This is a genomic window from Runella sp. R0.1_18 (assembly GCF_057652155.1).
The window spans coordinates 15,753-39,876 of record NZ_JBYFCK010000024.1; the positions used below are offsets into that span (position 1 = coordinate 15,753).

18 protein-coding genes are annotated in these 24,124 nt (G+C 45.8%); 12 read left to right on the forward strand and 6 right to left on the reverse strand.

The genetic code is table 11. The features are described from left to right. Positions 1–154: 154 nt before the first annotated feature. The 3 genes from AC23P2_RS26880 to AC23P2_RS26890 form a co-directional block, all read right to left on the reverse strand. Positions 155–1,417, reverse strand: coding sequence for a ribulose-bisphosphate carboxylase large subunit family protein (locus AC23P2_RS26880; protein WP_487776056.1), 1,263 nt, complete (start codon positions 1,415–1,417; stop codon positions 155–157). Between the two features lie 105 nt (positions 1,418–1,522). Next, positions 1,523–2,941 carry a RagB/SusD family nutrient uptake outer membrane protein gene (locus AC23P2_RS26885; protein WP_487776057.1) on the reverse strand — a complete coding sequence of 473 codons (1,419 nt, stop codon included), beginning with the start codon at positions 2,939–2,941 and terminating at the stop codon, positions 1,523–1,525. Between the two features lie 28 nt (positions 2,942–2,969). Further along, positions 2,970–6,143, reverse strand: coding sequence for a SusC/RagA family TonB-linked outer membrane protein (locus AC23P2_RS26890; protein WP_487776058.1), 3,174 nt, complete (start codon positions 6,141–6,143; stop codon positions 2,970–2,972). 518 nt (positions 6,144–6,661) lie between these two features. Here AC23P2_RS26890 and AC23P2_RS26895 point away from each other — a divergent pair. The 12 genes from AC23P2_RS26895 to AC23P2_RS26950 all read left to right on the forward strand — a co-directional run bounded on the left by AC23P2_RS26895 (position 6,662) and on the right by AC23P2_RS26950 (position 20,243). Beyond that, positions 6,662–7,426, forward strand: a complete 765-nt coding sequence (locus AC23P2_RS26895) for a DeoR/GlpR family DNA-binding transcription regulator (protein ID WP_028522254.1) — start codon at positions 6,662–6,664, stop codon at positions 7,424–7,426. Between the two features lie 166 nt (positions 7,427–7,592). After that, a complete protein-coding gene (locus AC23P2_RS26900) occupies positions 7,593–8,993 on the forward strand; it encodes an L-fucose/L-arabinose isomerase family protein (protein ID WP_487776059.1) in 1,401 nt (466 codons plus the stop codon). Positions 8,994–9,141: 148 nt separating this feature from the next. Further along, entirely contained in the window at positions 9,142–9,486 is a 345-nt protein-coding gene (locus tag AC23P2_RS26905) for a four helix bundle protein (protein WP_487776060.1), read from the forward strand. 3 nt (positions 9,487–9,489) lie between these two features. Then, the gene (locus AC23P2_RS26910) at positions 9,490–10,359 is read left to right on the forward strand and encodes a transketolase (RefSeq protein ID WP_487776061.1); all 870 of its coding nucleotides are present in this window, start codon (positions 9,490–9,492) and stop codon (positions 10,357–10,359) included. 77 nt (positions 10,360–10,436) lie between these two features. Further along, positions 10,437–11,417: a transketolase family protein gene (locus tag AC23P2_RS26915; protein WP_487776062.1), complete on the forward strand. Its 981-nt coding sequence runs from the start codon at positions 10,437–10,439 to the stop codon at positions 11,415–11,417. A gap of 318 nt (positions 11,418–11,735) precedes the next feature. After that, complete coding sequence (locus AC23P2_RS26920; RefSeq protein ID WP_487776063.1) at positions 11,736–13,133, forward strand: DUF1593 domain-containing protein; 1,398 nt, start codon at positions 11,736–11,738, stop codon at positions 13,131–13,133. 200 nt (positions 13,134–13,333) lie between these two features. Beyond that, the gene (locus AC23P2_RS26925) at positions 13,334–14,191 is read left to right on the forward strand and encodes a substrate-binding domain-containing protein (RefSeq protein ID WP_487776064.1); all 858 of its coding nucleotides are present in this window, start codon (positions 13,334–13,336) and stop codon (positions 14,189–14,191) included. Further along, positions 14,163–14,801 carry a DUF2291 domain-containing protein gene (locus AC23P2_RS26930; protein ID WP_487776065.1) on the forward strand — a complete coding sequence of 213 codons (639 nt, stop codon included), beginning with the start codon at positions 14,163–14,165 and terminating at the stop codon, positions 14,799–14,801. Before AC23P2_RS26925 ends, AC23P2_RS26930 begins: the two co-directional genes overlap by 29 nt. A 7-nt stretch (positions 14,802–14,808) precedes the next feature. Further along, entirely contained in the window at positions 14,809–16,314 is a 1,506-nt protein-coding gene (locus tag AC23P2_RS26935; protein WP_487776066.1) for a sugar ABC transporter ATP-binding protein, read from the forward strand. Positions 16,315–16,627: 313 nt separating this feature from the next. Then, complete coding sequence (locus AC23P2_RS26940; RefSeq protein ID WP_487776067.1) at positions 16,628–17,602, forward strand: ABC transporter permease; 975 nt, start codon at positions 16,628–16,630, stop codon at positions 17,600–17,602. Positions 17,603–17,730: 128 nt separating this feature from the next. Next, positions 17,731–19,212: an FGGY family carbohydrate kinase gene (locus AC23P2_RS26945; protein WP_487776068.1), complete on the forward strand. Its 1,482-nt coding sequence runs from the start codon at positions 17,731–17,733 to the stop codon at positions 19,210–19,212. Then, positions 19,209–20,243, forward strand: a complete 1,035-nt coding sequence (locus AC23P2_RS26950) for a GntR family transcriptional regulator (RefSeq protein ID WP_487776069.1) — start codon at positions 19,209–19,211, stop codon at positions 20,241–20,243. Before AC23P2_RS26945 ends, AC23P2_RS26950 begins: the two co-directional genes overlap by 4 nt. A gap of 1 nt (position 20,244) precedes the next feature. On the opposite strand, the gene AC23P2_RS26955 is transcribed toward AC23P2_RS26950, so the two are convergent. From AC23P2_RS26955 to AC23P2_RS26965, 3 genes are all read right to left on the reverse strand, one after another. Then, positions 20,245–22,137 carry a peptidase U32 family protein gene (locus AC23P2_RS26955; protein ID WP_487776070.1) on the reverse strand — a complete coding sequence of 631 codons (1,893 nt, stop codon included), beginning with the start codon at positions 22,135–22,137 and terminating at the stop codon, positions 20,245–20,247. A 94-nt stretch (positions 22,138–22,231) separates the two neighbouring features. Continuing rightward, on the reverse strand, positions 22,232–23,674 hold the full coding sequence (locus AC23P2_RS26960; RefSeq protein ID WP_487776071.1) for an AAA family ATPase: 1,443 nt from the start codon (positions 23,672–23,674) through the stop codon (positions 22,232–22,234). A gap of 150 nt (positions 23,675–23,824) precedes the next feature. Continuing rightward, a complete protein-coding gene (locus tag AC23P2_RS26965) occupies positions 23,825–24,091 on the reverse strand; it encodes a hypothetical protein (RefSeq protein WP_487776072.1) in 267 nt (88 codons plus the stop codon). Between the last annotated feature and the right edge of the window lie 33 nt (positions 24,092–24,124).

The window sequence follows — 24,124 nt, forward strand, 5'->3', positions numbered from 1 at the left end:
TTTTTTTGTTTTTTAGCCCCAGCCTAAAGGCATGGGGTTAGAGTATCATACCTTATTGTGTATCTTAATTTTGCACTATTTTTTACTCATCTTTTAATCTCATGCCTTTAGGCTGGGGCAATGTACTAAATCATATTTTAGCCTTAACTTTGGTTCAAGATACGGGAAACAACTTCATTGATTTCCCAAATTTCTCTACCGATTTTCCAAATTCGGGATAAAACTGCGCGGCTTCTTCTACGCTCAAGCCGTTTACCGCCGCTTCCCATGCTTGTTTGAGGGCGACCACGCCCGCCGATGGGCCGTTGGGGTGCGCCATAATACCGCCGCCTGCCATGTAAAGTAAGTCCACGGTCTGAGTACGGCGATAGGTTTCGGGCGCTTGTCCGCCCCATTGCCCCGAAGAAACGACGGGGAGTACCTCAAAACCTCCCAACAGGGGTTGGCGGCAGGCTTCTATGGAACGCACTACGGAATCATCACTTTCCCAAAATTTATTTTGAATGCCATTGACGTGAATTTGGTCAACCCCCACTAAGCGCCAAAGCTTTTGGTAAGCGACAAAATCAATGCCTAAAAGCGGGTGGCGCGTCAACATCCCCCAGCCGTTGCGGTGTGCATGAACAGGAAGCGCCCCTTGGTCACAGATTTTTTTGACACCCGCCAGCCCCACCGTGTTGATACTCACCATCGCGCAGGTAGCCCCAGCGTGGAGGAGGTATTCATACCGACGAAGCATAATGTCCACCTCACCACTGAGGTTGAAGGCATACATCACTTTTTTCCCCGTAGCGTCCGCGTGGCGATTGATGACGTCCATAACCGCATCTACACGTGCTTCAAACGTTGAGTTGGCCGACGATGACATCAGTTCATCATCTTTGACAAAATCAATCCCTGCTTCGGCAAGTGTTTTTACTAACGTTGAGGTTTGGATAGGGCAGAGGCCAATGCTAGGTTTGATGATTGTCCCAACCAGAGGTCGGTCATAGACTTGGGTCAGGGTACGACAGCCTTCGATTCCAAATCGAGGGCCAATAAAATGGTTGCGAAAGGAGTCGGGCACTTCTAAGTCCATGAGCTTTAGCCCCGTGAACTGAGACAATTCGTACAGATTACCTTGCAAGGTCGAAATCATCACGGGCAAATTATACCCAAAGTTTTCGACCGACCACGACACCTTGATTGCGGCGCGGTGGTATTCGTCGTAGCCTTCGGCACCAGGCAAAGCGGGTTGTGCGACCGTTTCCAACAGCTCGATTGATTCTACCTTGGCAGCAAAGCGTTCTTTTAACTCATCTGTTTCTCCAGGGATAGCCACAAAAGTGCCGCTGGATTGTTCACCAGCCAACACTTTGGCAGCCTTTTCAACGTCAAAAGGCGTTTCAATAAAATAAGTAGCAGATATGCGTTCCATTTAAAACGGAGGCTATTTAAGTGGTTTAATGGGGGATAAACGTTGGCTAAAACGCTCTGAATTTCAAAGATTTTAGCCAACGTCTCCTACTTGCAACTTTATGATTTAATACCCTGCATTTTGGGTAATTTTACTGTTTTGATCTCTAACTACGTTAGGGATTGGAATCAGCAATTTAGCTTGAGAAACACTTTTGCCCTTGGCCGCCAATACAGTGAGTGCGCGATTGGTGCGTTTGAGGTCAAACCAGCGCTGAAACTCAAAGGCAAGCTCCACGCGGCGCTCGTGCTCGGTAGCGGCTTCGATGGTGCTGTATTTGTTTGATGGATAGGCTGCCGTACCGAATTCTGGTAATCCTACTCTTTTTCTAACTTGGTTGAGGTATTGCGCGTCGCCCGTGGCTTCGGTCAACAACAAAAGCACGTCGGCATAACGCAATACCATGAAGTTGTTATTGGCTGCAATACGCTGCCCGATGATAGGAGCCGTTTTGTCCTGCCATTTTTTAGGAAATTTGACGCGGGTAAACGTTCCTTTGGCATCCGTGAAGCCTGTATCAATCGAAGCAACACGTCGTGCGTCTCCCGTTTCGTATTCGTTCCAAGTATCATCAACCACTTGGTTCATGCCGCTTCCGTAAAACCCAAGGGCGTTGGAGTTGGGAAAAAAGCCGAGGTAATAGTCGCTGAAAGGAGCCGTTGACGACCCTCCCAAGTATTGAATTTCAAAAATAGACTCTTTGGTATTTTTTGTTTTGGCATCCCAAAGTGTCGCATAGCTGGGAAGCAATTGGTACTGACCACTGCTTACCACTTCTTTAAGGGTTGTTGCGGCGTTGGTTTTATCTCCCATGGTCAAATACACTTTACCCAACAACGCTTGCGCCGCTCCTTTGGAAACCTTGCCAGCACCAGCAGCCGAGGCTAATGGAAGTTTACTGGCCGCAAACTGCAAGTCTTTGACAATTTGGGCATATACTTCCGTGACGGGGGAACGCAACACGCCGTAACTTTCTTCGGCTGTGATGGGCTTAGTCACGAGCGGAATTTCTCCCCAAATTTGTACCATTTGGAAGTAATAAAGGGAGCGTAAAAACATCATTTCACCTTTTACTTTGTCTTTGTAGGCGGCGTCCACGTCGGCCGTTTCGATTTTATCGAGTACAATGTTAATGTTGTACAAAGAGCGGTAAAAATCTTGCCAAAACTGATACACCATCGTATTGGCAGGCGCGAGGGTATAGTCGCGAAACTGCCATTTATCGGCCATGTTACCCGAAATGTTCAGAATTGTCACGTTGTCGCTCATCAATTCACCCGTGTACGACACTGGCCCTTCGGGGTTATAAATCGTGTAAAGGGTGGCGTAAGCGGCGTTGGAAGCCAAGTCAAAATCAGCCTTTGTTTTGAAAAAATTCCCTGCGTTGGGATTGGAAACAGGCGCTAATTGAAGAAAAGAATCGCTACAACTGCTCATCACCATTCCTGTGAGGCAGACTGCTAATATGTGTTTGAACTTGTTCATTGCTTTGTGTTTTTTTGATTACCACTTCTTAAAAATCAACCTTGACACCTACTGTAATCACGCGTGGAAGTGGGTACGAACCGTAGTCAACGCCTTGGAAAGCACCAGGAACTGGCGCATTTCCGCTGGTGTATGAGCCCGAAGTTTCCATGCTACTGCTGTACGAGGTTGTGCCGTAAGTGGTGTTTTCGGGATCGTAGCCGTCTTTGTATTTAGAAAGGATAAACACGTTTTCGGCGTTGACATACACCCGCGCTGATTTCATGTTCATCTTGCTCAATATTTTGCTCGGAATAGCGTACGAAACGCGGATGTTTTTCATGCGCAAGAACGAAGCATCGCTTACCCAATACGACGAAAACTGCTTCTGCAACCCTTGGTAACTTACGTTGGGTTTGAAGTGGATACCGTCGCCTGGGTCACTTTCTGACCGCCAATAATTGTACATACTTGCGTAGAAATTACGGCCGTTGTCCCAAGTACCTAAGTAACGGATGTTGTTGTTGGCGATTTCGCCGCCGTACGCTCCCTGAAGCATAAATGAAAAGTCAAAACCTTTGTAAGTGAAGGTATTTGTCATCCCTGCAATAAAATCAGGTTGGTTGTTGCCAATGATGGTACGGTCGGCGTCGGTGATTTTGCCATCGCCGTTTACGTCGCGTACTTTCGGGTCGCCTGGGGTGGTGCTGGCGTGGTGCGGATAGGCATCCACTTCGGCTTGGTTTTTAAACACACCGTCGAAAATATATCCGTAGAAGTTAGAAACGGGTTGGCCTACTTCAGTCCGAACCGTCACGACGTTGTCAACGTACTGGATAGGCGCGTTGCCTGGGCCGAGTTGAAGTACTTTGTTGCGGTTGCGAGAGAAGTTAAAATCAGTCGTCCACTTAAATTCGCCTACGGTGTTTTTGGTTGAAATGTTTAACTCAATCCCACGGTTACGCATTTTACCGATGTTGGTCAACTGAGAAGAAAAACCTGTGATGTCAGGCACGGGAACAAACAGAAGCATGTCGCGGGTAAGTGAATTGTAAAACTCTACCGAACCAGAAATACGGTTGTTCAATATTCCCAAATCCAAACCGAGGTTAAACATATTGGTTTTTTCCCATTTCAAATTGGGATTGGCGATGCTGCTGACGCGCAAGCCGTTGTTCATGGTGCTTCCATACACATAGTTGGAGGCGGCCAACAGACTCACCGCTCCGTAGTTCGGGATTTGGTTGTTACCCGTTACGCCGTAGCTGACGCGGAGTTTGAGGTTGTTGATGTTTTTCAAATTGCTCATAAAGGCTTCGTCCGAAATCAACCAACCTGCGGATACCGATGGGAAATAGCCCCATTTATTGTTGTCACCAAAGCGCGACATTCCATCGCGGCGGATCGTTCCTGTCAAGAAATAACGATTGTTGAAATTGTACTGCAAACGCGCAATGTACGACAGCAGCGACCATTCGCTGGCGGTGGTGTTTCCTGCCGTGACAGTACCTGCATTAAGCGTGTGTACCAAGTCGTTGGGGAAATTATTGGCGGCTACGTACATGGTTTCGTCGCGCTGTTTTTGCGATGTATAACCGATCAAACCTGTGAGTGAATGGTCGCCGATTTGTTTGTCGTACGTCAATGTGTTTTCACTCAACCAGTTGAACATATAGCTGTTCCCTGCGTTGGCTTGAGCGGCCAACACCGCCGAGTATCCATATTTTTGTTTGTCGTTCCAATAAAAGTGGTTACGCGTGTTGAAAAGATTGCCGCTGAGGCTGGTACGAAACTTGAGGTTTTTCAAAATGTTGTATTCCAAATAGGCGGTTCCCAAGGTGTTAAACGATTTGGTACCTTTGTCCACCTCGCGGGTGAGCGAGTAAGGATGCCAAAGGTTCATGTCGCCAAAGGCCGTAAAACGGAACCAAGTAGAGTTGGGGTCGCGGTAGCCGAGGTTACCATTTTCGTTGTAAACTGGAAAATGCGGGTTGCTCTGCAAGCCTAAGCTAATAACATCACTTTTGCCTTTTGTTCCTTCGGTGCGGTCAAAAATGCTCGTTACACCCAAGTTCAGGCCTATCGTCAATTTGTCAGTGACCATCGTTTTTACGTTTGAGCGGAGGGCCAAACGCTTGTAATAGTTCATGTCCAAAATAGCCGTTTGGTCCAAATACGCCCCCGAAAACATGTACTGCGTTTTTTCTGTTCCGCCCGATACCGAAATTTGTCCGTTGTACATCGGAGCGGTTCTGAACATGACGTCTTGCCAGTTGGTACCAGCGCCAAATTGCTGCGGATTGGTCAAGAAGTCTTCAGGGATTTTTAATAAAGTGGGGCGTAGTGCGTTCCCGTCGGTAGCTTTACCGCCTGCCGCAATCCAGGCATTGTTTTTGGCATCAACGTACGTACGGATAAATTGCTGCGCATCCATCATTTCGATTTGACGGGCTACTTTTTGCGAACCATATTCGAGGTTTACACTGACGCTTGGCTTGCCTGCTTTGCCCAGTTTTGTGGTTACAATCACCACCCCGCTCGACCCGCGTGACCCGTAAATAGCCGCCGAAGAAGCATCTTTCAGCACTTCTACCGACTCAATGTCTTGGGGATTGATCATGTTGAGGTTGAAGTTCTCCAAAGGCACACCGTCAACGACCAACAGCGGGTTTGTTCCTGCCGTAATGGAGCTTACCCCGCGAATTTTAATAAATGGCGACGAGCCTGGTGCGCCTTGTGCTTGGGAAATATTAACCCCAGCCACTTGGCCCGCCAATGACTGCGCCACGTTGCTAAACGAACGGTCTTGGAATTGCTTATTATTAATGGATGCAACGGCACCCGTCACGGCACGTTTGCTTTGTGTACCATACCCCACCACGACAACTTCGTTCAAGATTTTGCTGGAAGGTAGTAGTGAGACGTTGATAATCGAACGTTTGTTGATAGCGATTTCCTGCGTTTCATAACTCACTGAGCTAAATACCAACGTAGCGTTTTCGGGAGCAGCGAGGCTGTAAGCGCCTTCGGCGTTTGATATGCTTCCTGTTGTGGTTGATTTTACCACAATCGAAACCCCAGGAACGGGTTTACCAGTTTCGTCGGTAATTTTTCCCGTGACGGTTTTGCTTTGACCAATGGCTTGACCAAAACAAAATAAAAGAAAAATAAAATAAATGTACCTCGAATTTTTCGGATACAGAGGGGGTAGATAAAGGTTCATGATGGTAGGAATAAATCTAGTAATGTAGAATTGTTACTATAAAATCAATGAAAAGTGAAACAAAAGTAAATTTGTGACAAAGTATCCCCGTCCTGAACCGTCCTGACAAAACAAAAATAAACGAAAATGTATAGTGCCTTTTGAATAAGTAAAATACAAATTATTGTAAAACGAATGTTAGGTGAGAAAATGCAATTTTGTGGTTTTTGTGCGTTTTTTTGCAAGTAAAAAGCCAATTTTGGAAAAATTAATATTTGAATAATTCAATAAAGGCTTTTTTTGTTTTGTTGTTGAAAATAAAAATATTTTTCTGTTTTCTTTCATTTGTTTTTGTTTTGTTTAGAAATTTGCAAAAAACAAAAGGTTTTTGTTCCCGTTGAAAAATAGTAATCCCTACGAATACCGCTGATTAGGAGCGTATAGGTTGAGAAAAGGGGGAAGGCTGTATTTTTTGTTTTCTTATTATTTCTTTTCTTTGAAGGAAATCAATCTGTTCAAATGCCTTAAAAAGTAAAACAATGCTTCCAAATCAAAGAAGAGAAAAAATATTAGAGTTGTTGTATGAAGACGGCTCTGCCAAAGTAGTGGACTTAGCACATTTGTTCAAAGTAACCGAAGTAACAATTCGGCAAGATTTAGAAAAGCTTGAAAAAGAGGGTATTGTGGTGCGCGAACACGGAGGGGCATACCTGAAAAGTGTGCGTGAACAAGTAAGCTCGTTTTCGTTGGCCCATCAAGAAAACATGGACAAAAAAGAAATCATTGCGGCAACTTGCTTGGATTATATCGACAATGGCGATACGATTATTTTGGATTCGGGAAGCACAACCACCGAAATCGCAAAAAAAATAAAGGGAAACCGCCGTTTGACAGTCATTACCAATGCCATGAACATTGGCTTAATGCTCGGGGCGGAACAAAACATTGAAGTGATTCTGACGGGGGGAGAATTTAAACCACCGACGTTGTCGCTGACGGGACAAAAAGCCGCCGATTTTTTTAAAGGTATTCACGTACAAAAGTTGTTTTTGGCCACGGCAGGTATTTCGCTCAAAGCAGGGCTTACTTACCCGAGTATCAGTGACTTAGTGGTAAAAAAAGCCATGATTGACGCCGCTGAAACTACCTACTTGGTAGCCGATTCGAGCAAAGTAGGGAAAAGTGCGTTTGCGAGCCTCGGAGCACTGTCGCTGATTAATTATTTGATAACCGACAGTGGCATTGAAGACGGGCATTTGCAGCTTTTTAAGCAAAACGACATTGAAGTAATCATTGCGAAGTAACGGTCAGGGCTAAAGCCCTTGTTTGATCATCCCCATGCTAAAGCATGGAGTTAAAGGAGAAATAAGTTCTTCTAACTACGTCCTTCAGGGCGTGGGAAGAAGATAAGTAGATACATAAGAGGGGCTTTAGCCCTGACAAACCTCATTTGAACAGAATTTATAAAACATGGCAAGTATCGGAATCATCATCGGAAATCGGGACTTCTTTCCCGACAGTTTGGTAGAAAAAGCAAGAACCGAAATCATTGATGTTTTTGCAAAGTTGAAACTTACCCCTATCCTTTTGGATAGCAACGACACCAAACTCGGCGGAGTAGAGACGTTTAAAGAAGCGCAAAAATGTGCCGATTTATTCAAAGCCCACCGCGAAGAAATCAGCGGAATTTTGGTGCTTTTACCCAACTTCGGTGATGAAAAAGGCGTGGCAGATACGCTGAAATTAGCGAATCTGAACGTGCCTGTGTTGATTCAGGCGTATCCCGACGATTTGAGCAAAATGAACGTTGTCAATCGCCGCGATTCGTGGTGCGGAAAGATTTCAGTTTGTAATAATTTATATCAATACGGAATCAAATATACCCTTACCAGTCAGCACGTTAGCTCGCCTTCTTCGGCGGAGTTTCAGAAAGATTTGACGGATTTTGTGGCCGTTTGCCGCGTGGTGAAAGGGTTGAAAAATGTCCGTATTGGCGCGATTGGCGCGCGGCCTGGGGCGTTTAATACGGTACGCTATTCCGAAAAAATCCTCCAACGAAATGGGATTACAGTAACGACCTTCGACCTTTCGGAAATTCTTGGTCGTGCCAACAAATTGACGGCCGATAGCGCCGTTGTAAAACAACATTTGGAGTCTATCAATGCTTACGCACCCAAAGGAAAAACGCCCAATGAAGCAATGCTTCAAATTGCGAAATTGGACGTGGTATTGAAGGAAATCATGGAAGAAAATGCGTTGGATGCCACTGCTATTCAGTGCTGGACGAGTTTGCAACAAAATTACGGTTGCAACGTCTGTACGAGCATGAGTATCATGAGCGAAAACATGCTCCCAAGTGCGTGCGAGGTGGACGTAACGGGCACGTTGAGTATGTATGCCATGCAGTTGGCGTCGGGCTCACCGAGTGCGTTGGTGGATTGGAACAACAACTACGCCGACGACGAAAACAAATGCGTGCTTTTCCACTGTGGTAACTGGGCGAAATCGTTTTTGCCTGATATTCAGATAAGTAATGCGCCGATTTTGGGTACGTCGGTAGGGGTTGAAAATACCTACGGTGCGTTGGATGGGCGTACGCCTGCCATGCCGTTGACCTACGGCCGAATCAGTACTGATGACCCGAAAGGAATCATCAAAGCGTACATTGGAGAAGGCGACCTGACCAACGACCCATTAGCGACCTTTGGCAACCGAGCAGTAGCGCAAATTCCAGATTTACAGGGACTAATGAAATACGTTTGTCGCAATGGTTTTGAACACCACGTGGTTATGAATGCCTCAAAAACTGCTTCGATTTTGGAAGAAGCGTTGAGCAATTATATGGGTTGGGAGGTTTATCAGCATATTTAGTGATGAGAGGTAAGTGATGAGTGATGAGTAAGTTATTCCTTCACAACTTCCTTACTAAACAATCTCAACTCTTATCGCTCTACTCCCCAATAATCACTTATCTCTAACAAAACGTATCGCTAACACAAATATGGAAAGCCCGTTGAGAGTGAAATCAACCGATTTTGCTATTAGAATTGTACGGCTGTATCAATATCTGACATCACAAAAAAATGAATATGTGTTAAGTAAGCAAATTCTTAGGTGTGGGACAAATCCAGGGGCAATGGTTAGAGAAGCTGTTAATGCGGAATCTGGAGTAGATTTTGTACACAAATTGGGAATTGCCCAAAAAGAAATCGGAGAGACCCAGTACTGGTTAGAAATTTTACATCGAACTGACTACATAACGCTGGTTGAACATGATTCTCTTTATAAGGACGCCGAAGAGCTGATGAAGATGATTAGAAGCTCAATCTTGACAAAAAAGAAAAACCTTAAAGGTGATAAATAAAGAATGGAAGCTACAAAAGACGTAACACTTACTCTGCACAATTCCTTGCTGACCGATGACTCATCACTCATCACTCATCACTTATCACTAAAATCACGAGAATACAGACGTAAAATCCTCAAATACATTTACAAAGCCAAAGCAGGGCATACGGGTGGGTCGTTGTCGTGCATTGATATTCTCAATGTGTTGTATAACGAAGTGCTGAACGTTTCGCCAGAAACTTTCACCTCGCCCGACCGTGACCGCTACATTCAGAGCAAAGGGCACTGTGTGGAGGCGCTGTTTGTGGTGTTGGCCGATAAAGGGTTTTTCCCCGAGTCGGATTTAGAAACGCTTTGTAAGTACCAGTCACATTATATTGGTCATCCCACGCGAAAAGTAAATGGCGTAGAGCAAAATACAGGGGCGTTGGGGCATGGCCTACCGATGAGCGCTGGGGTAGCGTTGGCGGCAAAAATGGACAATCGCGACTACCGCGTCTTTACGTTGATGGGCGACGGTGAACTGCCCGAAGGCTCCAACTGGGAAGCGGCGTTAACGGCAGCGCATTATAAACTGGATAATCTTTGCGCCATCGTGGATTTGAACGGCCTACAAATCACTGGGCCTACCAAGGAGGTGTGTAATACCGAGCCTTTGGATAAAAAATTTGAAAGTTTTGGTTGGGCAACTCGTCACGTGGATGGCAATGACGTTGTTGCGCTGAAAGAAGCCTTCGATGCTTTGCCCTTTGAAACAGGAAAACCAAGCGTCATTATCGCCCATACGGTGAAAGGAAAAGGGGTGAGTTTTATGGAAAACGAACTCAAATGGCACCACGGCGTCCCTTCCGAAGAGCAGTATAAAATTGCGATGGAGGAATTGGCCTAGCCCCCTAACCCGCGCGGCGTACCGTCCCAATAGGGGAATTTTGTAAACGATGTTATAAAATATTTATTTTAAATAAAATGGGTAATGAAGTAATGCAAGCCCCCATTGCGGGCACGAGTGCTGCCAATCAGGACGTGTTTTCAGAAACACTGCAAGCATTGGCTGCGACCGACCGCAACATCGTGGTTGTCACCAGCGACTCGCGTGGGTCGGGGAAGTTGGTGCCATTTGGTAAAAAATACCCCGCGCAAATCGTAGAGGTAGGCATTGCCGAACAAAACTTAGTAGGCATGGCAGCGGGATTAGCTTCGGCAGGGAAGAAAGTATTTGCGGTTTCTCCCGCTTGTTTTTTGACGGCGCGGGCGTTGGAACAAATTAAAAACGACGTGGCCTACTCCAATAACCCCGTAAAACTCATCGGAATCAGTGCGGGAGTGAGTTACGGAGCGTTGGGTTCAACCCACCACAGCTTACACGATTTTGCGGTGTTACGAGCCATCAATAACATGACGATTGTTGTCCCTGCCGATAGCTTTGAAACTACCCAAGCAGTACAGCAAGTAGCGGCATCGGAGCAACCGTATTACTTGCGTTTTGGCAAGAAACCCATGCCTTTATTGGACGAAACGGGAGAAACAACCTTCCAAATTGGCAAAGGACGCGTGATTCGACGGGGAAGCGACGTGGCCATCATTGCCAATGGTGAAACCGTCTATCCCGCCTTGGAAGCCGCCCGAAAATTAGCGACTGAAAATGGCATCGAAGCCACGGTAGTAAGTATGCACACCATCAAGCCTTTGGATGAAAAATTACTGTCCGAACTCGCCATTGAATGTAAGGCCATCCTAACGGTAGAAGAACACAGCGTAAACGGTGGTTTGGGCGAAGCCTGCGCCTCGTGGTTGCTAAAAAACCGTTACCACAAACCGTTTGATATTTTAGGTATCCCCGACGAGTATACCGTGACAGGTTCGCAAGTAGAAATTTTAACTCATTACGGAATCTCAGAAAGCGGAATCGCGAATCGTGCAAAAGCATTACTTGCAAGTACATATTAGCTGTTAACGCTGTTCCCAAACTACGATTTGGGACCCCCCAATGGAATCGCGTCTCCGACGCAAAAGTGCTGTTCCCAAACTGTAATTTGGGAACCCCAATGGAATCGCGTCTCTGACGCAAAAGCGCTGTTCCCAAACTACGATTTGGGAACCCCCAATGGAATCGCGTCTCCGACGCAAAAGTGCTGTTCCCAAACTGTAATTTGGGAACCCCAACGGAATCGCGTCTCCGACGCAACAGTGCTGTTCCCAAACTGTAATTTGGGAACCCCAACGGAATCGCGTCTCCGACGCAAAAAAGTACCTAAACCTTAGCAAATGAAACGCCTATTTACTTTGTTAATGCTGTTGGTCGCCAGCCAACTCTACGCCCAATCTCCCGAGAAAAGGCGCGTATTAGTGCTGACCGACATCGAAAACGAACCCGACGATACCGAGTCGATGGTACGATTTTTGGTTTATTCCAACCAATGGGACATTGAGGGTATCGTTGCCACGACCTCCGTTCACCAGCGTGAGCGTGTCGCTCCTGAAAGCATTCGGAAGATTGTCAATGCTTACGACAAAGTGCGGAGTAACCTGCTTTTGCACGAGAAAGGGTTTCCCGAAACCAGTTATTTATTGAGCATCATTAAATCGGGGCTTCCCAAATTTGGGATGGAAGCCATTGGCGAAGGAAAAGATTCGGAAGGCTCCGAATGGATTATTCGTCAGGCTGATAAAGCCGATCCACGCCCGCTGTGGATACCCGTTTGGGGCGGAGCCAATTGCCTTGCGCAAGCCCTTTGGAAAGTAAAAATGACCCGCACGCCCGATGAAGTGGCCAAGTTTGTATCGAAACTTCGCGTCTATACCATTTCTGACCAAGACGATACAGGGCCGTGGATTCGCAAAAATTTCCCACAGTTGTTTTACATTGCAAGTCCAGGCTTTCACGCCAACGGCGCGTACCATTATTCTACCTGGACGGGCATCAGCGGCGACAAGTTTCACGGACGATTCTCGGGAGGAAATTTTAGCATTGTTGATAATCCTTGGCTGGAGCAACACATCCGCAAAAACCACGGGCCGCTGGGCGAAGAATACCCCGCCGTGAAGTTTTTGATGGAAGGCGATACCCCAACGTTTTTGTACTTAATGGAAAATGGCCTAAGCGATCCTGAGCATCCCAATTGGGGCAACTGGGGTGGGCGTTATGAATTGTACACCCCTCGTACCCAAAAATGGTTTTACGAGCCCGAAACCCGCCCGATGTGGGCTGATGCCGTGGACGAAGTATTGGGTGCCGATAGTGTTTATCATACAGGGAACCAAGCAACGATTTGGCGCTGGCGCGAAGCGTATCAGTACGATTTTGCGGCCCGTATGGACTGGTGCGTAAAGCCTTACAAAGAAGCCAACCACCCGCCCGTGGCGAAATTGGGTCATGCCAACTTACTCAAAGCAAAAAGCGGAGAAAAAGTACAGTTGAGTGCCCAAGGCAGCACCGACCCTGATGGCAACAGCCTGCGTTACGATTGGATGTATTATGCCGAACCAGGTACGTACGGAAACAAAAACGGCATTCAACTCGCCGACCGTAAGAAAGCGGAGACATCGTTTGTTGCCCCTAAAGTGACTCAACCCGAAACTATCCATATCGTGTTGGCCGTCACCGATAATGGCACGCCCGCTCTGACGCGTTATCAACGGGTAATTGTGACTGTTTTTCCTTAAACAATGAGTGTATGTTTCATCAGAAAAAAATAAGGAGCGTCATCCAGCAAATAAGCCTCAGTGTCACTCCGTGCCAAACTCTGCGCAACTCCGTGTTTCAAAAAAGTGCAGTATGGCTTATGCTTCGATTAGGCTGCTTTTTTCTCGCTGTCCTACTTTTGGGATGTTCAGAGAAAAAAGACTCAAACGCCCCGAAAAAGATGGCGATTATTATTTCGACCCTCAACAACCCTTGGTTTGTGTTTTTGGCCGACAATGCCGCCGCCAAAGCCAAAGAATTGGGCTATGAAACCAAAATTTTTGATTCTCAAAACAACACAGCGCTAGAGTCCGACCATTTTGAAAATGCGTTGGTGTCGGGGTACAGTGCTATTCTGTTCAACCCCACGGATGCCGAAGGCTCAGTAGTAAATGTGCGTAAGGCCAAAGCCGCTGGCGTTCCTGTGTTTTGTATGGATCGTGAAATCAACGCTACGGATGCCGCCACGTCGCAAATTTTGTCGGATAGCTATTCGGGTTGTGTCGAATTGGCCAAGCTTTTTGTGCAACAAACCAATAAGAAAGGTACGTACGTCGAACTGCTTGGCTTGGTGGGCGACAACAATACTTGGGCGCGTTCGCAAGGTTTTCATAGTGTAGTTGACAATTACCCAAGTCTGAAAATGGTGGCGCAACAAAGTGCCGATTTTGACCGCAATAAAGCCATGGACGTCATGGAGTCGATTTTACAAGCCAACCCAAACATCGACGCCGTTTTTTGCGGTAATGATGCCATGGCGATGGGAGCCTACCAAGCCTTGGCCGCTGCGGGAAAAGCCAGTAAAGTAAAAGTGTTTGGCTTTGACGGTGCCGACGACGTGGTTTCGGCGATTAAGGACGGAAAAATAGTGGCGACAGGGATGCAGTTTCCAAAAGTAATGGCACAAACGGCCGCAATTTATGCCGACGAATACTTAAAAGGTAAACGCGAATTTGCCCAAAAATTACCCGTTGCTGTTGAATTAGTCACCAAAAAGAACATCGAAAACTATGCCGCTTTTGGAAAAAAAGAACAATAAAAAGCTGCCGTGGCTCAAGTACGGAATAGGGACTGCTGTGGTGCTGCTATTGGCGTACAATTCGGTGTATTTTAGGAAATTGGACGAAGTGAAAGCAGAAGCTTCGGGGAAGTTTGAGGCCGTAGCTTTTGCCAAAACCTTCTTGGAAAAACAACTTACGCCAAAGCTAGCTACGGCGCCTGATATTGACGAACTGACGACTTTGCTTACGACGGATAAAAACAAAGCGTTTGATACCTATTCGCACGCGACGGCGATTGGTAACATCCGTTATTTTTTGGTGAAAGGCCAAGGGCGTATTACGAAAGTCAATGAAAACGACTTGACCATTCAAACGCCTAAACAACAACTGACGCTTGCGATGGAGTTTATTTATGGTAATGCCTTACGGGACGCATCGGGTGAGTTTGATATTACGAAATTTACCAAAACTGCCGACATCAATAACGTCTCGTCCGAGCTCAATAAGCTCATTCGGGCGTCGGTAGTATTTCCGTTTCGTCCCAAAGCCAAAGTAGGTGATAGTGTGCAGTTTGCAGGAGCGATTGCACTCAATAAAGAACACTTGAATCTGACCGAAATCGAGGTTGTTCCAGCGTTGTTAAAATAGGTTTTATATGTTAGTTGCGGAAAACATAACCAAAAAATTTTCAGGCGTCACAGCCCTCGACAACGTTTGCCTCGAACTCCACGCGGGAAAAGTCAATGCTATTTTGGGAGAAAATGGGGCGGGAAAGTCCACCTTGATGAAGATTCTTTCGGGCGTTTACCAAGAATACGAAGGGCAACTCCTGTGGAACGGACGTCCTGTTCGTTTTGCCAACACCAAAGAAGCCCAAGACGCAGGAATTGCCATCATCCACCAAGAACTCAACTTGATTCCATACTTGAGCATCACGGAAAATATCTTTTTGGGACAAGAATTGGAGACGATTTGGGGGACGTTGGACAAGAAAAAAATGCGCCAAACGACCACTGAGTTGCTCCAAAAACTCAAACTCGACGTGGACTCTGATACCCAAGTCAATGAGTTGAAAGTAGGACAACAACAACTGGTTGAAATTGCGAAGGCGCTGTTGCTCAACCCTCAAGTGATTATCATGGACGAACCGACCTCGGCCATTACTGACCAAGAAGTGGAGACCTTGTTTGAGATTATCAATGAGTTGAAGCAGGAAAATAAGACCATTGCCTACATTTCGCACAAGCTCGATGAGCTGTTTCGGATTGCCGACCGCTACATTGTGCTGCGCGATGGGAAATCCATTGAATCGGGTAACATTGCGGGGATGACCCAAGACCAATTGATTCAAAAAATGGTAGGGCGGGAGATTTTTGTCCACCAAAAACCAGCGTCCACCGTACCGCAAGACGAACTGTTGAAGGTAGAGAACCTGAAGCTTTTGCAGGCCAATAATCGTAATGAAGTGGTGCTGAACGAGCTCTCATTTTCGCTGAAACGAGGCGAAATTCTGGGCATTTTCGGGCTGATGGGAGCGGGTAGAACAGAGCTATTCGAGGCACTTTTTGGATTACACCCTGCCCGTACGTCGGGAAAAGTGAGCATTGAAGGTCGAGAAGTGAAAATTGCCTCACCTGTCGAGGCTGTAAAAGCAGGTTTGGCGTTGGTACCCGAAGACCGAAAACGAGACGGCATCGTGCCCATCATGGACGTAAAACAAAACATCAGTTTGGCGTCATTGGCATACCACGTCGAAAAAAATGGCGTACTGAACAATCAAGCGGAAACCGAATTGGCGACTAAGTACATCCAAGAATTAGGGATAAAAACGTCGTCGTCGGGACAATTGATTAAAAACCTCAGCGGCGGCAATCAGCAGAAAGCAATTTTGGGGAAATGGCTCGCTACGCACCCCAAAATCCTGCTTCTCGACGAACCCACGCGCGGCATTGACGTACACGCCAAAAGTGAGATTTATAAGTTGATACTTCAGTTGGCGGCGTCGGGACTGGGGATTTTGATGGTGTCCTCCGAACTGCCCGAAATTTTTGCGGTTTCGGACCGAGTTTTAGTGTTGTCAGAAGGAAAACTAACCCTCGAAACACCGATCGAAAACGCCACGGAAGACAAACTTTTAAAAGCAGCGATTTCAAAGAAATAAGGTATAGGTGTACAAAGCAAACACATAGTTTACTTAGATTTTTACATAGAAAACAAAGCTTTTACTCTATTTTCTATGTGTTTATTACAGTGTTAAGTAAATAGTTTTATTTTTTACCCGCAGAAAGCCGCAGAATTATAAACGCTGATTTTCGCTGAAAAAGGGCTTTATATTGTCATTAATCTGCGTCATCTGCGACTTTCAATCTGTGTCAATCAGCGGGTAATAGTTAAAGAAACTTAGCTTACAGTGTATTTATTCTATTGAGTTCTATGTGTTTCAGAATGAATGTCACAAAAGAAAAAATATGCAAATGACCCTTGAATCCCAGAAAAAACGGTTAGCCAAACTACAACCTCTGATTGCACTCTTCGTTTTGTGCCTCATCATCGGGTTGTTGTCCGATAAATTTTTCACAGTTTCTAATTTTTGGAATGTCCTCCGCCAAATCTCGGTAAATATTTGCCTGTCGGTGGGTATGACTCTCGTTGTGCTAATGGCAGGAATTGACCTATCGGTGGGTTCGGTCTTGGCCTTGTGCGGGGCGATTACGGCGGGTTTGTTTAAAATGGGCATTGAAGTGCCTTCTCAAAATCTATACATCGGATTCACACTTTTAGGGGCTTCTTTAGCGGGAGTGCTGACGGGCGCGTTGTTAGGGTTTTTCAACGGTTTTGTCATTACCCGCTTCAAAGTCCCTTCTTTTGTCGCTACCCTCGCCATGTTGACCGTCGCTCGCGGCCTTACCATGCTTTGGACCAAAGGTTTTCCCATCAGTGGCTTGGGTGAGCAGTTTGCTTACATGGGCACGGGCTGGTTTTTAGGCGTTCCCGTACCCGTGTGGATCAGCGCCATCGTGGTAGCATTGGCGGTGTTTTTATCAGACAAAACTAAAATAGGGCGCTATATCTACGCCATTGGTGGCAACGAAAACGCCTCGCTTTTGTCGGGAATCAACATCAATAAAGTCAAAATCATTGTTTATACCATCGCAGGCGCATTGGCGGCAGTGGGCGGCCTCATGGTGACTTCGCGCCTCGATTCGGCCCAACCCAACGCAGGAACGGGCTACGAACTCGACTCAATTGCGGCGGTGGTCATCGGTGGTACATCACTTTCGGGTGGCAAAGGAAGCATTTGGGGAACGGTTCTCGGAGCAATTATCATCGGGGTTTTGAACAACGGCTTAGTTTTGTTGAACGTTTCCCCTTTTTGGCAACAAGTAGTCAAAGGTTTTGTGATTCTCTTGGCCGTTATTATTGATAAAGTAAATTCTAAAAATGGATAAGTGGAACCCTTCCAAGGTTCTGAACCTTGGAAGGGGGAGCCACACCACATACTTGGCTTCAAAGAACTGCTTTGTGAACTTTATGTTGCATTTCTTTGCGCTTTCTGTGGTTTAAATAAACTTCAACAATGGCTTATATTCTCTCCATCGACCAAGGTACGAGCAGCACCAAAACGTTGATTTTTGACGCAGCGGGCACTGCCATCGCACGGGCATCAGAACCTTTAAAAACGCATTATTTTGGCGAAGGGTTTGCCGAGCAAGACCCCGAAGAAATTTATCAAAACGTACTCACTTCGGTACGGAAGTGCGTGGCAGCGTTTACGTCAAAAGGAGGGGAAATGGCTGATATTCAGTCGGTGGGTATCTCCAATCAACGCGAAACTTTTGTCCTTTGGGATGAAAACGGAAAACCTTTGCATAATGCCGTCATTTGGCAGTGCAAACGTTCCGTTCAAGTTTGTGAGTCGTTGAAAAGCAAAGGGTTAGAGGATAGCGTTCGCTCAAAAACAGGTTTGATTATTGACCCTTATTTTTCGGGAACAAAAGTAATTTGGCTCAATGAAAACGTTGAAACCGTCAAAACTGCCATTGCCGAAGGGCGGGCGTATTTTGGTACGGTCGATTCGTGGTTGTTGTTCAAACTCACTCAAGGACGACAGTTTTTGACGGATTATACCAATGCTTCCCGCACGTTATTTTTTAACTTAGATACCCTTGTGTGGGATGCCGAGTTACTAGATGCGTTTGGACTTTCTAACGTCCGTCTGCCCGAACCAAAATCTTCGGCGTTTGAGTTTGGTGTTTCTGATTTTGAAGGACTTTTTGAAGTTCCCGTGGCCATTACTGCCATGATAGGCGACAGCCACGCAGCGGCTTTTGGGGAAGGTTGTTTTTCATCGGGAACAGCCAAGGCGACCTTGGGAACGGGCTGTTCGATTTTGATGAACGTGGGCAGCGAGCGCAAAAATTCGACCCAAGGAATGATGACGACGATTTGTTGGAGCGTAGAAGGACGAGTAGATTATGCCTTAGAAGGCGTTATTGTAACGTGCGGCGCAACCATCGAGTGGCTCAAAAACGAACTAGGTTTGATACAAGACAGCCGCGAAACCGAGGCCATGGCAAGGGCGGTAGAAAACAACGGAGGGGTGTATCTTGTGCCTGCATTCAGCGGTTTGGGTGCTCCCCATTGGAACATGAAACGCAAAGCGTCGATTTCAGGATTGACGTTTGGAAGTTCCAAAAATCACATCGTTCGGGCGGCGCTGGAGTCGATTCCGTACCAAATCAAAGACATTATTTCGGCAATGGAATCGGATACCGAAATAGAACTCAAAGAACTAATGGTGGACGGAGGAATGACTTCCAACGGTTTTGTAGTCCAATTTTTGGCTGATTTACTGGCAAAACCCGTCGCTACCATCGGTCTTGCCGATGTTTCGGCCTTGGGAGCGGCCTATCTGTCGGGCCTTGGGAGTGGGCTTTGGGCGTCGATAGAAGAAATTGCCCAGTTGCACAGCGACAAGACGTACCTTGAACCCAACCTTTCCAATTCCACGATTGCGGGTGACTATGAAGGTTGGCTGACCAACGTAAAAATGCAATGAAAAAAAAACCTTTAATCGAACTCATTTCTGTAGATTGCCACTCGGCAACCCCCAAATATTTACAAGTGGCCAATTCCATTCTGACGGCCATTGGTAAAGGAGAGCTGGAAAAAGACGAGATTTTGCCGTCGATTAACGAACTGAGTTTTGAATCGGATATTTCGCGGGATACGGCTGAAAAAGGGTATAAGTACCTCAAAAAAATTGGAATGCTTGACTCCGTTCCAGGCAAAGGATATTTTGTTAAAAGTACGGTGATTCACCCACATCCAAAGATTTTTTTGTTGGTCAATAAATTGAATGCACACAAAAAAATCATCTATGATGCGCTCGTATCGGCATTAGGAGAGCGTGTTACGATTGATTTTTACATTTATAACAACGACTTCAATTATTTTAAAAAACTCCTCCAAACCAATAGCCACGACTATACGCATTACGTCATCATTCCGCACTTTACGGAGGGGGGAGAGAAAGCCCACGAAGTCATTAACAATACGATTCCGCGCGAGAAGGTGATTGTCGTCGATAAACCGATTGCGGGAATAAAGGGCAAGTATGGTTCAGTGTGTCAAAACTTTGAAAAAGACATTTACAACGCCCTCGAACAAGCGTTAGAAGCTTTGTCGAAGTACCAAAAAATCAACATTATTTTCCCGCAGGAATCCCACCATCCCAAAGAAATTCTGGAAGGCTTGTCGCTCTTTTGCCATCAGTATTCCTTTGATTTTGAGGTGATAAGTGGTATTGTGAATAAACCCATTAGGGCGGGGGAGGTGTATATCAGTATAACCGAAAACGACCTGATAGTGCTGGTAGAGAAGGCGTTGGCTTCAACTTTGAAAGTAGGGCTTGAGGTGGGTATCATTTCTTACAACGACACCCCCCTCAAGCGCATTATCCTCGATGGAATTACGACGATTTCGGCCGATTTTGAGTTGATGGGACAAAAAACCGCTGAGCTGATTCTCAATAATGCCAAAGAATACATAGAAGTGCCGTTTTACCTCACACTCAGGGCTTCCTTGTGATTTACCACTTCTCGATGTAGCCCAATTGTTGGTCTTCGTCTTCGTATTCCAATTCGGCATCTTTTTCCCAAATCTCCATTTCGCAGGGCTTGCAATTAAACCGCAATTTGTACTCTACTTCGCCGTGTTTTAGGGTGAGTGGCTCGGTCAATTTTTCGCCCATGGTAGCCCGTTGGAACCGCGCACATTTGCCCAACTCGTACTTAACGCAGTACTTGGTGGTCATCACCCGCGATTTGCCTGGATCCCATTGCAGTTCAAATGCCTTTTCGATTTCCGTCACGCCATGACGTTGATAAAACTCCCGCGCCATGTGATTGGCGACATTGTACATGAAGTCAAGCTTCTGAACGGGGTAGGGGTGGTTTGTTTTTTCGATTTGAAACGTTTCGCGGTGGTAATCTCGCACCCGAATCTCCGCCAATTCTTCAAGCACTTCGCGGCGAATTTCGTTGACTTTTGACGTAGGTAAAAACCAGTTTTGGCTAAATTGTACTTCTATAGCGTCCACCTCAAAAGGTGTATTGCCCGTTTTGGCCAAGTTCTTTTTGATGTTCGGAATCACCGAATCTTCGGTTCGCGCTACTTCTTTGGCAATGGTGAGCGTCGAGCTGTGTTGGTGACCGTCTTCGTCGATGGCGAGTAGTTGAAAGCCGTCGGCGGTTTCAGAAAAATACAGCGAAACGCCAATTTTACGCACGGCGCTGTTTTCTTTTTCCACCATTTTATTGAACTCCGCATCCGAATTTCGATAAATGACCGTTCCCACAGGAAGCGGCTTAAAGGTATTGGGGATGACGAGGTTATTGAAAATCACGTTGATTTGAACCCCGTCGGCCACGCCTTCTTCGTTGATAAAATAAAGGCCGTCACCGTTGTTGAGTTCTTCAAAGTTTTCAATGACGTAGCCCTTTCCTTTGATTTCCAACAGCTTGCCAATGTATTGCCCCTGCGATTTGGGGCTTTCCCACGAACCGATTTTCTCCTTTCTTTTATTGACAAAATAATCGGTGTAGCCTCGGTTGAAACTTCGATCCATTTGTGGTTCAAAGTTGTAGAACGTGCGGCCTGAGGAAGCTTTTTCGTATTTATCGCCGTTTTCGGCCAAAAATGCGTCGAGTTTTTGACGCAAAAACGACGTGTTATTTTTGACGTACACGATGTCTTTCAAACGCCCTTCGATTTTGAAAGAAGTGATACCCGCTTCAATCAAATTGGGCAGTTGGTCGCTCAAATCCAAGTCTTTGATGGACAGTAAATGGCTATTGGAAATCAACGTTTCGCCTTTGCCGTCAATGAGTTGATAAGGCAATCGGCAGTTTTGGGCACACGAGCCACGGTTGGCACTTCGCTCGCCGTTGGCCACGCTCATGTAGCAATTCCCGCTAAACGACACGCACAACGCCCCCGACACAAAAAACTCCAATTCGATGTCGGTGGCTTCGCTAATTTCGCGGATTTGGTCTAAGTTTAGCTCTCTGGCCAATACCGCCCGTTTCATGCCTGCATCGGCCAAAAATTTGACGTGTTTGGCGTCGCGGTTATTGGCTTGTGTACTGGCGTGAATCACGATAGGCGGCAAATCCATTTCTAGGATGGCCATGTCTTGGATAATGAGCGCATCGACGCCAATTTTATACAATTCGTGAATCAGTTTTTGGCAAGTGGCGAGTTCTTCGTCGTACAAAATGGTATTGATAACGACAAACACCTTTGCCTTGAAAAGATGGGCGTAGCGCACCATGTCGGCGATGTCCTCGACCGAGTTGGTGGCATTGGTTCGTGCGCCAAACTGCGGTGCGCCAATATATACAGCATCTGCCCCTGCATTGATAGCGGCCATTCCTTGGTACAGGTTTTTGGCAGGAGCAAGAATCTCGACTTTCTTTTTCATCTGAATATCTATCCGTTGTAAGAATGGAGCGCAAAATTAGGGAATTTTGAGGAGAAGCCCAGCGGGGGATAAGGTTGTGATGTGGTGTGTTCTACTACCTCATAAAAAATAAGTCATCAATAGTGAGGCTGTTGGTAATCAGTCCGCCTGCATATTGATTCTGAATCAAGCCAAAAGTGCTCATGATTACCCAATTGACCTGCTTTTTAGTCTTAGTGATTTGTTGAAATCGCCACATTTTTTGGCGAAGCCGCTCGGCATACTCTTTGGTCAGCGTAAATGGCTGGTTGTAAAACTTCATTTCAAAAAGGTTGACCGTGTGGTCGTTGCGGTCAAGTACCATATCAATCTGTACGCCTTCTTCTTGGCTTGTTCCTTTTTGGTAAAAAGAAGAAACCGTTGAGAAAATCCCAGCAATGCTGAGTGCCCATTTGATTTGCTCTATATGTTTTAAACACAAGCTTTCAAACGCAAAGCCCGACCAGATTTTGTAGGCAGGAGTTTGGCTGAGGTATTGCCACAGGTTTTTGCCTTGTTGTTGGTTTTTTTCGATGAATTGAAGATAAAAAAGAGAATATTCGTCCGATAAGCGGTACAATTTATCTTTTTGTGTTTTGCCAAAAGGATAGGTTTCACTGACAAAGCCCGACTGGATAAGTTCGTTGAGCGTAGTGGTAAAGCCTCCTCCATTGGTCAACTTACTGGCTTCGAGGAGTTCGGTTCGGGTCATTCCTCGCCTTTTTTCGGCCAGTGTCCGCACCATTAAAATATGTTTATCGGCATGTGTAAATAAAGAAGAATAGAGCCGATTAAATTCCGTTTTGAGTAGCCCGTTGTCTGTAAAGCAAAGAGTATCAATGTTTTGAACAACACTTTTTGAGCCGTCAATCTCTTGTAGATAATGCGGCACACCGCCCATGGCCATATAGAGCTGTACTATCTGATAATGGTCATAAAAAACGCCGATACTTTGCAAGTATTCTTTGGTTTCGGCCAATGTGAAGGGCATCAAATGCAGGTGTTTGGTGATACGATTGTGTAGCCCACCTGTATCGTTTACTACTTTCTGAATAATCCAAGAGGTGGCCGAGCCACAGATTGCTACCACGAGATTTTGCCGAGAAGCCCAACTATTCCAAAAATAACCAAATGCCTCTAGAAAGCCTGACTTTGGACCTGCTAGCCAAGGTACTTCATCCAAAAAAATAACTTTTTTGCTATGAGGATTGATGATTGTTTGTAAATAATCCCGCAATAAACGAAATGCTTCTGCCCAAGTTTGTGGGGTTTTAATCGGAAATTTGGATTGAGAAAATAGGCTTAATTGATCGGCAAAATTTTCTAATTGCGTCTGTAACAAACCATTTTGCGTACCTATCATCTCAAAAACAAGATGCTCACGATAGGCTTGGGTAATCAAAAACGTTTTACCGATGCGCCGCCGACCCGTAACGGCTATCAGTTCAGCTTTAGATGAAAGTAGTGCTGTTTGCAGTAGTTGGAGTTCGGCTTTCCGCCCTATAATAGCCTCTTGCATACCTATTTTAGGTTATATTTCGCTTAAACATTGCAAAATAAGTACGTTTGAGCGAAATATACAATCTTATACTTCGCTTAAACTATATAAAACAAGTACGTTTGAGCGAAGTATCCCATGTTTATACGGCTTGAATTGTGGAGGAAGTAGCTAATCCAATGATTTTATATCCTTTTGCACCATCTCCAAAAACTGCTGAAACTGCGCATACTGAGGGGCATCTCTGACCAATTCAATCCAAAGTTTTTCTGCTTCTTGAAAATAGGCTTTGGCTTTTTTGTTGTCTTTTAGTTCGTTTCGACTAAAAACACCCAAGTTTTTATGGGAAATTGCCAACGCGTTTTTGAACTCCACATTTTGGGGATAGGCAACGTAGAGTTCTTGACCTAGTTGATTACTTTGTTCAAAAAATTGCACGGCCTCGTGCAATTTGCCAAGCGCGTTCGCTTT